This window comes from Methanoculleus sp. UBA374, assembly GCA_002508705.1.
GTDB lineage: Archaea > Halobacteriota > Methanomicrobia > Methanomicrobiales > Methanoculleaceae > Methanoculleus > Methanoculleus palmolei.
In genome coordinates this window covers 182,876-194,291 of sequence record DAYL01000029.1, presented here as the reverse complement: position 1 = coordinate 194,291, position 11,416 = coordinate 182,876, and the positions used below count along the sequence as shown (strand labels likewise).

Genomic DNA, 11,416 nt, shown 5'->3' with positions numbered 1-11,416 from the left:
CAAAAGAACAAGGATTGAAACTAGAACCCCGTGTTCCTCCTGCTATAGAATGTCGAAGCTTTCAGACTGACATCCAAAAGAACAAGGATTGAAACATTTATGGGAGTAATCGGGCTCTCGGGCAGCTTTCACTTTCAGACTGACATCCAAAAGAACAAGGATTGAAACCTCGATTACCCAATCTGCGTGGGCTGCATCTGCCGGCTTTCAGACTGACATCCAAAAGAACAAGGATTGAAACATCCCTCCACTACCCCTTCTGATCAGATTTTTCCTCGCTTTCAGACTGACATCCAAAAGAACAAGGATTGAAACATTTTGGGTACGCTTATAGTATTTATAACTATCGCGGTCGTCTTTCAGACTGACATCCAAAAGAACAAGGATTGAAACCGGACTGAAGATAAAGACTGCCTGACTGTATAACGGCTTTCAGACTGACATCCAAAAGAACAAGGATTGAAACTCCGAGGCCTCTAAGAGCCCGGCCTGGCATCGCCTCTCTTTCAGACTGACATCCAAAAGAACAAGGATTGAAACTCGTTGTGGACGGGCGGATAACTGCCCTTGAGGCGCGCTTTCAGACTGACATCCAAAAGAACAAGGATTGAAACTATCGGGATCGGCGAATTCAATTGGCGTCGGGTTCCCTCTTTCAGACTGACAGCCAAAAGAACAAGGATTGAAACACGCCTGGAGTAAGAACCTCACCTACTCCCCACAGACTTTCAGACTGACATCCAAAAGAACAAGGATTGAAACATTTTGACGGTGGCGGCGAGCCCTTTCATGTCGATGCTTTCAGACTGACATCCAAAAGAACAAGGATTGAAACATTTCAACGCCATTTACCCCCAATAAACCACCTGACTTTCAGACTGACATCCAAAAGAACAAGGATTGAAACGTTCATTGATCCATTTCCTCAACAATTTACCCTCTGCTTTCAGACTGACATCCAAAAGAACAAGGATTGAAACCCGACGATCTCCGGGATTTCCTCCGAGAGAAGGCAGCTTTCAGACTGACATCCAAAAGAACAAGGATTGAAACGCTATTCCTGTCGGAGTTTATGTCGGAAAAGAGGCTCTTTCAGACTGACATCCAAAAGAACAAGGATTGAAACGTTACTCCTTTTCCACTTTCGGGCGATTCCTAACAGACTTTCAGACTGACATCCAAAAGAACAAGGATTGAAACTCGTCTGCAAGATGAGGGTTACGTCCTCAAGATTGACTTTCAGACTGACATCCAAAAGAACAAGGATTGAAACTCCTTCATGATCTTCGGCTCGTAGGGGTCCATGATGCTTTCAGACTGACATCCAAAAGAACAAGGATTGAAACTTCATATTTCCGTGAGGTTATGCCAGGTTTTGATTTCTTTCAGACTGACATCCAAAAGAACAAGGATTGAAACACCATTAAGGGAAATTTTCGCGGTAATTACTGCATCTGCTTTCAGACTGACATCCAAAAGAACAAGGATTGAATATCATCCAATTCGTTGATCCACTGATGATGGTTTTTGGAGCGACACCCGGGAGCAAGGTGGCCGAGGCTATGGCCCTTCGAGTTACTCTCCCATGCCTGCTTTAATATCGAGGGGGATGTTGTAGATCGCCGAACCGCCCTGGTCTTCGCGCCTCCCCGAGCAGGCACCCTGCATACGGTATCCCCGCCGCCCCCCGCACCACCGCGTAGCTCACCGCAACCGCCACGAGGAAGATCACCGGATAGGTCGGCCAATCCGCCCACGATAGGCCGGTGATGGAGAACCAGACGGCCGCACCGGCGGCGATGACGAGTGGGTGGATAAGGTAGATTCCGTAAGAGTGCTCCCCGAACGACCGGAAGGCACCACTCACGCGGCTTCTCCTCTCATCCAGGCACCAGGCCGCGAGGACGAGCACGGCAATGACCGGGACGTAGTAGAGCGGTTCAAGGAGCCGGTAGATGCAGAAGACCGCGAGCGTTGTGCCGGAGAAACTCCCTGCACGGAGCACCGCCGCCATCCACATCCCGCCGAGGATGAGGGCGCTCCCGCCGGCAGCGGCGAAAACCCCCGCCGGCGAAAGCGAACGGAGCACCGACCGGAACCGTTCCGTATGCCGCGCGACGAAAACCCCGAGCACGAAGTAGAAGAGGTGCGATGGGAAGAGACGGATCAGCACCGTGTACCACTCCGGGTCTACAAATGCCCCCGTGAGATGAGCGCACGCGTTCCAGAGGACCTGAACGAAGAGGAGTGCGAGAAGGAGAAAGGCTACCGCCCCGGCCCGGTCGAACCGGTCATAACCCCGGACAATCAGCGGGTAGAGGAGGTAGAACTGGATGATCAGCACAAAGAACCAGAGATTGTAGGCGGCGGTCCCGAGGAGTAGGGCTTCCGCCACTCTCCCGGGTTCAGGCACGCCGGTAAACCCGATCGTCCCCTCGACATTCACCAGGAGGTAGAGAGCGGTAAAGAAGAGGTAGGGCAGAAGGATCGTCCGCATCCGGCGACGATAGAACTCCAGAATCGAATACTCGCCGAAATACCGCGCCGCGAGCACCCACCCGGATATGAAGATGAAGACCGGCACGGCAAAGTGGGCGAAGATATAGACGGCAACGTTCAGGAGGAAAAGCAGGTCCACGCCGGGGATCCGGGTGAAGTTCATCGAGACGTGGACGGCGATCACGGCGAGGGCCGCAAACCCCCGCAGGTACTCGACTTCCCGGAACCAGACCACTGCAATCACACCTCTGCCCCCCGCCAGGGACGGCAAACGCTACCTCTATCTAAGTCGACCCATATGAACCCTGCCCGGTGAGGAGGCACTAATAATACCGGAAGACACCATCAATATCCAGGAGAGTTGATTCCATGCAGTACTCGGAAGGACAGGTCGGCAGGGTCTTTACCGTCAGGATCGACGACGGGGAGGATTTCATCCGGGAGATCCGGCGGTTTGCGGCAGCGATGAACATCCAGAACGGCACGATCCACTTCCTCGGAGCCGTGCGATCGGCGAAAATCGTAACCGGGCCAAAAGAGCCGGTCATCCCGCCGTCCCCGAAGGGCGAAGAGATCTTCGGGGGGTGGGAACTCCTCGGGTTCGCCACGATCTACCCGGGAGAGGGGGAGCCGTCCATTCACATCCACACAGCGGCCGGAAAGGGAATTCAATCGCTCGCCGGGTGCCTCCGGGAGCAAGCGGAGGTCTATGTGGTCATCGAGGCGGTGATCATGGAGTTTGTCGGCATCTCCGCAAAGCGAATTCGGGATGAAAAAATCGGCGTCGATCTGCCGGTCTTTGACCGGGTACTCCCATGACCGGTGAGCCCGAGTTCCTCCCGATGACGGTCGCGGAGGCGGAGCGCCTCGGCATCGACCGGTTCGACATCATCCTCATCACCGGGGACGCTTACGTTGACCACCCCTTCTTCGGGACCGCGCTCCTCGGGCGGGTGCTCTGGGACGCCGGGTACTCGGTCGGCGTCATCGCCCAGCCAGATTGGCGCCGCGACGCTGATTTCCGGCGCCTCGGCGAGCCACGGCTCTTCTTCTCGATCTCGGCCGGGAACGTCGACTCGATGGTGAACGCCTTTACGCCGAACCTGAAGCGCCGGAATTCCGACGTCTACTCCCCCGGCGGAAGATTTCTGCGGCCGGACCGGGCGACCCTCGTCTACACCGACCGGGTCCACGCCCTCTTCCCGGGGACGCCGATCGTCATCGGCGGGATCGAGGCGAGCCTCCGGCGGTTCGCCCACTACGACTACTGGTCCGACTCGGTCCGGCAGTCCATCCTTGCCGACGCCCCCGCCGACCTCCTCGTCTTCGGCATGGGCGAACGGCAGGTGGTCGCCATCGCGAACCGGCTCGCCGCCGGGGAGAGCATAGACGCCCTCACCGACATCCCCGGCACCGCCTACCGGATCGACCTGAAGACATGGCGGGGCATGGAGAGGACCGGATACGCGGTCCTCCCCGGTTATCCGGAGGTAAAGCAGGACCGCTACGCCTATGCCCATGCGTTTGCACTGCACTACAACGAGCAGGACCCCTTCCGGGGCCGTCCCGTAGCCCAGCCGCACCCGAAGACCGTCGTCGTCCAGAACCCCCCGGCAATGCCGCTTTCGGGGAGCGAACTCGACCGGGTCTACGAACTCCCCTACGCACGGCGGGCCCACCCTTCCTACACTGAACCCGTGCCCGCCCTCGAGCCGGTCAGGTTCTCGGTCGTCAGCCACCGGGGGTGTTTCGGCTCCTGCTCGTTCTGCGCCCTCACCCACCACCAGGGGCGGATCATCCAGAGCCGGAGCATCGACTCCATCGTCCGGGAGGTGGAGCGGATGGCGGCGATGCCGGAGTTTACGGGCGTCGTCCAGGACGTCGGCGGGCCGACGGCGAACATGTACGGGGTCCATTGCGGCCGGTGGGAGACCGCCGGAACCTGCCCTGAGCGCCGCTGCATCGACTGCCCCGCGCTCGACCGCAGCCACGAGGAGCAACTCCGCCTGCTCCGGCGTCTCTCGGACATCCCGGGGGTGAAACGGGTCTTCATCGCCTCAGGCATCCGCTACGACCTGATCGATCCGGAAGACCGGGAGTACCTCGCCCGCGTCTGCGATCACCACATCTCCGGGCACCTCAAGGTCGCCCCCGAGCACATCTCGCCGCGGGTCTGCGCCTGTATGGGAAAACCGCCCCGCGAGGTCTTCGATGCCTTCAGGAAACGGTTCGAGGCCCTCCAGGAAGGAAAGAAGAAACGGCAGTACCTCGTCCCCTACTTCATGTCCGGCCACCCCGGGTGCCGGGTCGAGGATATGGTCGAACTCGCCGAGTACGTCAGAGACACCAGGCTCTACACCGAGCAGGTCCAGGACTTCACGCCGACGCCGATGAGCATCTCGACGACCATTTACCACACCGGGCTCGACCCCTTCACTCTCAAAGAGGTCTACGTTCCAAAAGGCCGCGAGAAGCGGGTCCAGCGGGCCCTCCTGCACTACCGGGACCCGAAGAATTACGGGCTCGTCTGCGAGGGGCTCCGCGCGGCCGGGAGGGAGGACCTCATCGGGAACGCATGGAAGTGCCTCGTCCCGGCGCGGAGAAGAGGACGGCGGGAGTAATACCGCGGATTACCCCCCGAGGACCGAACCCGCGGCAAATCCGGCCGCCGCCGCGAGAGCCCGGTTCGGGATCGCGGGGATGACGACGGTCGTCACCGCGAGAGAAGTCGCCACATTAGCGCTCGTCCCGGGGGTGACGACGGCGCCGAGCATTCGCATCGTGGAGGAGCGCCACCCTCCGGGAGGGGGCGCAGAAGGGAGCGCGAACCTCCCCGCGAAGTCGCTCACCGTCTGCATGGTCGCCGACCGCCACTCACCAGATATACTTCGTCTGCAGGACATAGCCACAGATGTGGCCCGAGCATTACTTATTCCTATGGTCGGCGAAGCGAACCCGGATCCGACGCATGCGGTTTTGATGGCAGAAGGGGCAGAGGGCTTCAAAATTTCTCGACGTATGGGAACCGCCGCAGATAACCGGCTGCCGGAGATCAAAGTGCGTTGAACCGGCAGTGAGCGGGGCGTTGCATCCGGCGCACCGGTTGCACTGCCGCTCAAGGACGGTCCGCACGATCTCGTCCGTGATGTATGCTCCCGGAATAATGAGCATGTCCTCGAGATGTATCCCTGCCTGTTCTTCGCGCCCGGTGGTCACGTGGAGTGAGTTCTCACTCCGGATGATAAACCTTGCGGTAAGATGGTGAAAGGGGCACGGCCCAAGTCGACCACCCCGGCCGACGGCGACACCGGAGGGCCCTGTGAGAAACAGGGGGCCGAAGTCCTGCAATTCCGGTGGATTAAGGAGAAAACCTATTGCCTGACAACAAAAATGCATCTGCATGCATTACGAGATCACCGGAGACAACCTGCAGATGGTGACCCTGCGCCTCGCCTCCGGCGAGAGCGTCTGCGCCGAGGCCGGCGCCATGGTCAACATGAGCGGGAACATGCAGATGACAACCCACATGAAGGGCGGACTCCTCAAGGGACTCAAACGGATGGTGACCGGGGAGAGTTTCTTCATGACCGAGTTCACACCGGAGGGAGGCGAGGGGTTCGTCTCCTTCGCCGGGAACGTCCCGGGAAAGATCTACACACTCAATCTTGCCGGGAGCGAGTTCATCGCCCAGAAAGACGCGTTCCTCTGCTCCGAACAGGGCATCGACCTTGACATCGCATTCACGAAACGCCTCCGGTCGGGCGCCTTCGGCGGCGAGGGGTTCATTCTCCAGCGGCTTTCCGGCAGGGGAGCTGCGTTCCTCCACTGCTGCGGCGACATTATGGAGATGACGCTTGCGCCCGGCGAGGTGGTCAGGGTGGAGACCGGCCTCGTGGTCGGGTTCGAGAGCACCGTCGACTACAGCATCCAGCTCGCCGGGGGCATAAAGACCGTCTTCTTCGGCGGCGAGGGGCTCTTCCTGACCACGCTGACCGGGCCGGGCCGGGTCGTCCTGCAGTCCATGGATATTGCAAAACTCGCGAGTTCCCTGATCCCCTACCTCCCCCTCCAGCAGAACTCGTCGGGACGGTAACCTGATAGTCCGCGAAGCCAAAAATTATGCTATGAATTCTCCGACGGCGGACTTCGTCATGGTGGTGCACGGCCCCGAAGCCTTCGATGCCGGCGACGTAGAGCGGCTGATCGGCCTCCTCGCCCCCCAACGGGTGCTTGTCGCCGGAGTGATGGGCCGGACCGCCGCCGAGGAATCGGGACTTCCGGCGACCTGCACGGACGAGCGGCCGAGTGCGGTCTTCGATACCCTCAACGGCCGGACCTATCTGGTCAACCGGGGGAAGACCCCGGAGTCGGGCCGTATCTTCGGCGAGATCATCGCCGGTCGTCTGGAAAGCAAACGCGGGCTTGTCCACGTCGAATGCTCGAACCGCACCGTTTACTGCTGGGACCGGACCGACGACGCCCTTGCGGGCGAGATTGCAGAGCGGACCGGATTTGTTCTTGTCCGCGAGACAAGCGCACGCGCCCGACCGGAGGGCGTGCGGGAGGTCCGGGGGTGTCTCCCGGGAGAGGCGGTCTTTGTCAACGGAATCGTTATCGGGACCGCGACGGAAGAGACGGTCGTCCTTACGAGCGAGGGCGGGACGCTCCGGGCCGTCTCCGGGCTCGACCCGAAACCTCACGGGTTCGAGAAACTTCTCCGGGCGGGCCTCCCCGACCTCGATACGGCCTGGTGCAAGAGCGGGCCGGTGCGGAGAGTCCCGCCCGGCCGGGGCGAACGCACCTTCCGCGGGGGCAGGGTCGCCGTCATCGACCACTGCGGCCATACCCTCTACCGCGAGATCGGGGAGGGGGTCTGCGGCGTTCTTGCAATCGGCGACGACACGACCGCCGTCTGCGGCCATATCTGCTCTCACGCCGGCATCCCGGTCTTCGGGGTGGTCGACGGGGACGCCGACGCCATCGTAAAGCCAGGGTACGCCCCGGGATCGGTCGTGGTCGAGGTCACCTGCGGACGGGACGACGATGTCGGACGGGAAGTTGCAGCGACGAGGGGCCTCACGCCGCCCTGCTGGGAGGCTTGGGTGGAAGAGACGCTCCGCACCCTTGCGGGACGGGTGCGGATCGTCGTCGACCGCCGGGAGGGTAACGATGCGATGCGCCGAGTGTAAAGGGAAGGGACTCTGCGGGCTTGAGCGCTGCCCGATCATGAGCCGGTTCTACGCTCAGGCCCCGGTCCGGCCGACCGACCACTACCAGGGGTCGGCACCATCGGTCTTCGTCGGAAGTTACGGCTACCCGAAGGTCGCGGGAGGCCCGCTGATGATCGACGACGCCGACCACCCGCCGGACTGGGTCGCCCGGGGCCTCGGGATCGAGGATATCGTGGGGCTGCGGGCCCGGACGATACGCGGCGCCGGCGAAGCGAAGGGACTTGCCGGGAACATCCAGGAGATCGCGCTCTCAAGCCGGCCGCTCGACGTCGAAGTCCGGTTCGTAAAGCCCGTCTCGTTCGACCTCCGGTTCGACGGGACGATAGCCCCCATCGGGCTCACCGGCGCCATCCGGAAGATGGACGTCCTCGGGAACGCCCGGCTCGACCGGGCGGTGGACCGGACGACGTCCGATACCGACCTCTCCGCCACCGACGCCTGCGATATCCTCCACACGTCGGGCACCGACGTCTACCAGATCACCCAGCTCCTCACCGCCGGTCTCCTCGGGCGGAAACGGCGCGTGGTCCCCACTCGCTGGGCGATCACGGCGGTCGACGACACGGTCTCAAAGCACCTCAAGCATAAGATCGCCCGGTATCCGCCGCTCGGCGGGATTGAAGTCTTCTCCACCTCGCTCTTTGGAAACCATATCGTCTGCCTCCTCGTCCCCGGAGACTGGAAGTTCGAGATGATCGAGGTCTGGGGGAAACAGTCGCTCTGGGGCGGCGAGAACGAGACGATTGCTCAGGACGGCGAAGGGTCTGTCAAGTCCGGCTACTCGCCGCTCGCGGGGGCCTACTACTCGGCCCGCCTGGCGGTTACGGAGTACCTGGAGAGCGTGCGTCGTTCGGCACGGGTGCTCGTGCTCCGGAACGTCACGAGCGAGTACTGGGCGCCGCTCGGCACCTGGGTGGTCCGGGAGGCGACGCGGAACGCCATGAAGGGGCCAAAGACCGGGTGCGCCACTCTCGATGAGGCGGTCGGCCTCGCCTCCCGCCTCATCGGCTTTACCCGATGGCGCCCCTACAGCCAGCTCATCCCGGAACTCGCAACGCAAAAGACGCTCTTCGACTTTTAGGCGGGAAGGGAACCCTGCCCGTTCTTCTGCTGGCGATAGCGCTCGACGAGCGCATCGAGGGTCTCGACCTCGTCGACGTCTTTATCCTCGCGCACCTGCACAAACCTCGGGAACCGGAGCGCATACCCGCTCTCGTAGTTCGGGCTCGCCTGGATCTCGGAGTAGCCCACCTCGAAGACAACCTTCGGCTCAAGCGTAACCTCTTTTCCTGACCGGGCGATCACGCTCTCCTTCAGGAGAGCATAGAGTTCCGAGAGAACCTCGTCCGTGATCCCGGTCGCCACTTTCCCCACGGTGAGGAGGCGACCCTGGTCCTGGACCGCGAGCAGGAACGACCCGAACATACCGGCCCGCCGCCCTTCGCCCCACTCGGCCCCGATAACCGCAAGGTCGAGAGTCTCGACCCCGGGTTTCACCTTCACCCAGAGGCGGCCACGGACGCCCGGCGTATAGGGGGAGTCGAGAACCTTCACCATGATGCCCTCGTGCCCGAGACCGAGCGCTTCGCCGTAAATTGCTTCCGCCCCGGCAACGTCGCCGACATGGAACTGCTCCGCGACATGTGCGCCGAGCGCCCCTTCAAGGAGGGTGCGCCGCTCGGCAAGGGGCCGGTCCATCAACGGCTCGCCGTCCAGGTAGAGGATATCAAAGACCCGGGGGACAAGTTCGATCTTCTCCATCATCGAGTCCACTTCATGCTTCCGCCGGAACCGCCGGATCACGTACTGGAACGGCATGGGCCTCCCGTCGCGGACGGCGACAGCCTCGCCGTCAAGGATCACGTCATGGTCGGTGGCCGCGATGAGTTGTTTTGCAATATCCGGGAGGCTCCCCGTGACCTCCTCCAGTTTCCGCGAGTAGATCCGGCAGACGTCGCCCACCCTATGGAACTGGAACCGGCTCCCGTCGTACTTGTACTCGACCGCCACCTCGCCGTGATCAGCGATCTGGGCGGCGATAGTGCCGGCCTGGGCAAGCATCATCTTCACCGGCCGGAAGGGTTCGATCGTCACGTGCGAGAGCGCGGCGGGGTCGCGCCGGGCAAGGAGGGCCACCTCTCCGAGGTCGTTCATCGCCTGGTGGGCATGCTCGATCAGGCGGACATCGACCTCGAACGCCCGCGCGACGGCATCGCGGACGTTCCCCTCCCCTACGCCTATCCGGAGTTCCTCGAGCATCAGCCGCGCGAGGTATCGCCCTTCAAGCGGGCGGGCGTTGCCGAAGAGCCGCTGCGCCACCCGGAGCTTCTCCCGCTGGGACCGCTGCCCTCCGGCGGCCGCCATCCGCTCGAGGTCCCGATACACCTCGACGAGGTCCATCTCCTGAATAAAGAACGACGTCTGCTCTTTGTTTGCAAGGAGCCTCTCGACGGCAAGGCCCGCATCGCCGGTTGCGTTGATCGCCTCGCGAACCGTCTCCCTCTTTGTGCCGACGACGTAGGCCACGGCATCGTAGAGGAGGTTTGGGCCTACGCCGAGTTTTTGCGGGCTCCAGTCGGGAAAGACTCTGCCCCTGATGAAGCGGACAAAGACGGGGAGTTCTTCGTCGTCGAGCCGGGGCAGGACCGCGGCGACCTGCTCGATCAGATCCAGGCGTCCGGGGACCCCTTCCAGGTGCTCGCAGATACGGGCGAACTCCAGAAACTGCATACCCATAGTCTTCTTTAGTATTGCCCGGCGGCAGGAATAGAACCTTCTGTTCGGCCGCGGGTAAACGGCCGGGGTTGATGTGGGAGTACCGCCCAATTCCTATGTATGGACCAGAATGAAGAACTCAAGGAGATGCTCAGCGACCTCCTCTGGCTCAATGCCGTGATAGCCACCGAACTCATCCAGATAACCGAGAACACCTCGGCGATCCTCCGGAAGACGACACCGCCGGAGTCCTGCATCGCCGAACATGCTGCCCTGCGGGCGACGGCGCTCGACATCGCCGACCGTTATAAGCCCGGAACGATGCTCCGGCAGCACGTCGCAAAACACGAGTAACTGTTAAAAAAAGACGGGCAACCGTCGTCAGCCTTCGGCCGGCACCAGGCCCGCATCCCTGACGACGAGGTCCGTCTCCCGGATCAACGCCGGGGTCAGATTGATGACCGTGGTCGTTCCGCTGGCCGGATCGACGGTGCTCGCCGTCTCTCCAGGCGCCCCCCGGCCGGGGACGGTGAAGGCATACCCCTCCGGTGGGACGACCTCGACGGTATAGTTCCCCGGAGGGACGCCGCTGAAGATGTAGAGTCCGGTACAGGCATGGGAGAATGTCTCCGCCGTACTCACCCGCTCTCCCCCGGCGTTGCGGAGGTGGACGGTAACGCCGCTCATCCCCCATTCCTCCGGGCCCTGGACACCGTTCGCATCGGCGTCAAGGAAGACCGTTCCTCCGATCGTGCCGACGGTCTTCTCTTCTCCCGCACCCGCCTCTGCGGCGCTTGCGGTCGAACCGAAGATCGCTGCTGATATCATGATAATGATAAGAACGCTGATCCCTCGCAATCGGCTCACCTCATCTCCCGGATGCCACGGAGACTCTCCGGGCGTGTAACCCCGGGTAGAAGACCATAGTACCTTCCCGCATTGTCTTCGGCAACAGGACGAACCGGTATTTC

The 11,416-nt window shown here is 61.6% G+C and carries 11 protein-coding genes and 1 CRISPR repeat array; of the genes, 6 read left to right on the top strand and 5 right to left on the bottom strand.

What is annotated here, in order from left to right; translation table 11 throughout:
- Window positions 1-58 precede the first annotated feature (58 nt).
- A CRISPR array of direct repeats spans window positions 59-1,494; the repeat unit is 37 nt; unit sequence CTTTCAGACTGACATCCAAAAGAACAAGGATTGAAAC.
- Window positions 1,495-1,594: 100 nt separating this feature from the next.
- A complete protein-coding gene (locus tag BRA42_RS09685; protein ID WP_342770786.1) occupies window positions 1,595-2,743 on the bottom strand; it encodes an acyltransferase in 1,149 nt (382 codons plus the stop codon).
- Window positions 2,744-2,868: 125 nt separating this feature from the next.
- Here BRA42_RS09685 and BRA42_RS09680 point away from each other — a divergent pair, with 125 nt between their 5' ends.
- The gene (locus tag BRA42_RS09680; RefSeq protein ID WP_342770787.1) at window positions 2,869-3,318 is read left to right on the top strand and encodes a PPC domain-containing DNA-binding protein; all 450 of its coding nucleotides are present in this window, start codon (window positions 2,869-2,871) and stop codon (window positions 3,316-3,318) included.
- Window positions 3,315-5,120 (top strand): YgiQ family radical SAM protein, encoded by a 1,806-nt coding sequence (locus tag BRA42_RS09675; RefSeq protein ID WP_342770788.1) that lies wholly within the window; start codon window positions 3,315-3,317, stop codon window positions 5,118-5,120. Before BRA42_RS09680 ends, BRA42_RS09675 begins: the two co-directional genes overlap by 4 nt.
- 9 nt (window positions 5,121-5,129) lie before the next feature.
- On the opposite strand, the gene BRA42_RS09670 is transcribed toward BRA42_RS09675, so the two are convergent.
- Together BRA42_RS09670 and BRA42_RS09665 are read right to left on the bottom strand one after the other, a co-directional pair.
- Window positions 5,130-5,357, bottom strand: a complete 228-nt coding sequence (locus tag BRA42_RS09670) for a hypothetical protein (protein WP_292407586.1) — start codon at window positions 5,355-5,357, stop codon at window positions 5,130-5,132.
- Between the two features lie 67 nt (window positions 5,358-5,424).
- Window positions 5,425-5,715 carry an HNH endonuclease gene (locus tag BRA42_RS09665; protein ID WP_292407583.1) on the bottom strand — a complete coding sequence of 97 codons (291 nt, stop codon included), beginning with the start codon at window positions 5,713-5,715 and terminating at the stop codon, window positions 5,425-5,427.
- A 184-nt stretch (window positions 5,716-5,899) separates the two neighbouring features.
- Here BRA42_RS09665 and BRA42_RS09660 point away from each other — a divergent pair, with 184 nt between their 5' ends.
- Genes BRA42_RS09660 through BRA42_RS09650 form a run of 3 tightly spaced genes read left to right on the top strand, consistent with a single transcriptional unit; the run spans window position 5,900 to window position 8,811 of the window.
- A complete protein-coding gene (locus BRA42_RS09660) occupies window positions 5,900-6,592 on the top strand; it encodes a TIGR00266 family protein (protein ID WP_292407580.1) in 693 nt (230 codons plus the stop codon).
- A gap of 31 nt (window positions 6,593-6,623) precedes the next feature.
- On the top strand, window positions 6,624-7,688 hold the full coding sequence (locus BRA42_RS09655) for a DUF2117 domain-containing protein (protein WP_292407577.1): 1,065 nt from the start codon (window positions 6,624-6,626) through the stop codon (window positions 7,686-7,688).
- On the top strand, window positions 7,669-8,811 hold the full coding sequence (locus tag BRA42_RS09650; RefSeq protein WP_292407574.1) for a hypothetical protein: 1,143 nt from the start codon (window positions 7,669-7,671) through the stop codon (window positions 8,809-8,811). The genes BRA42_RS09655 and BRA42_RS09650 overlap by 20 nt, the downstream gene beginning before the upstream one ends.
- Here the strand turns inward: BRA42_RS09650 and BRA42_RS09645 are convergent.
- On the bottom strand, window positions 8,808-10,460 hold the full coding sequence (locus BRA42_RS09645; protein WP_292407571.1) for an ATP-dependent DNA ligase: 1,653 nt from the start codon (window positions 10,458-10,460) through the stop codon (window positions 8,808-8,810). The two genes, BRA42_RS09650 and BRA42_RS09645, sit on opposite strands and share 4 nt — an antisense overlap.
- 105 nt (window positions 10,461-10,565) lie before the next feature.
- Between BRA42_RS09645 and BRA42_RS09640 the strand changes: the two genes are divergently transcribed.
- A complete protein-coding gene (locus tag BRA42_RS09640; protein WP_292407570.1) occupies window positions 10,566-10,799 on the top strand; it encodes a hypothetical protein in 234 nt (77 codons plus the stop codon).
- Between the two features lie 27 nt (window positions 10,800-10,826).
- On the opposite strand, the gene BRA42_RS09635 is transcribed toward BRA42_RS09640, so the two are convergent.
- Window positions 10,827-11,312 carry an SdrD B-like domain-containing protein gene (locus tag BRA42_RS09635; RefSeq protein ID WP_292407567.1) on the bottom strand — a complete coding sequence of 162 codons (486 nt, stop codon included), beginning with the start codon at window positions 11,310-11,312 and terminating at the stop codon, window positions 10,827-10,829.
- Window positions 11,313-11,416: the final 104 nt, after the last annotated feature.

What these genes read in the sequence shown, in the direction of transcription:
- BRA42_RS09680 (WP_342770787.1), top strand. Translation starts at nt 2,869, where the DNA reads ATGCAGTACTCGGAAGGACAGGTCGGCAGGGTCTTTACCGTCAGGATC.
- BRA42_RS09650 (WP_292407574.1), top strand. Translation starts at nt 7,669, where the DNA reads ATGCGATGCGCCGAGTGTAAAGGGAAGGGACTCTGCGGGCTTGAGCGC.
- BRA42_RS09640 (WP_292407570.1), top strand. Translation starts at nt 10,566, where the DNA reads ATGGACCAGAATGAAGAACTCAAGGAGATGCTCAGCGACCTCCTCTGG.
- BRA42_RS09655 (WP_292407577.1), top strand. Translation starts at nt 6,624, where the DNA reads ATGAATTCTCCGACGGCGGACTTCGTCATGGTGGTGCACGGCCCCGAA.
- BRA42_RS09660 (WP_292407580.1), top strand. Translation starts at nt 5,900, where the DNA reads ATGCATTACGAGATCACCGGAGACAACCTGCAGATGGTGACCCTGCGC.
- BRA42_RS09645 (WP_292407571.1), bottom strand. Translation starts at nt 10,460, where the DNA reads ATGCAGTTTCTGGAGTTCGCCCGTATCTGCGAGCACCTGGAAGGGGTC.
- BRA42_RS09670 (WP_292407586.1), bottom strand. Translation starts at nt 5,357, where the DNA reads ATGCAGACGGTGAGCGACTTCGCGGGGAGGTTCGCGCTCCCTTCTGCG.
- BRA42_RS09675 (WP_342770788.1), top strand. Translation starts at nt 3,315, where the DNA reads ATGACCGGTGAGCCCGAGTTCCTCCCGATGACGGTCGCGGAGGCGGAG.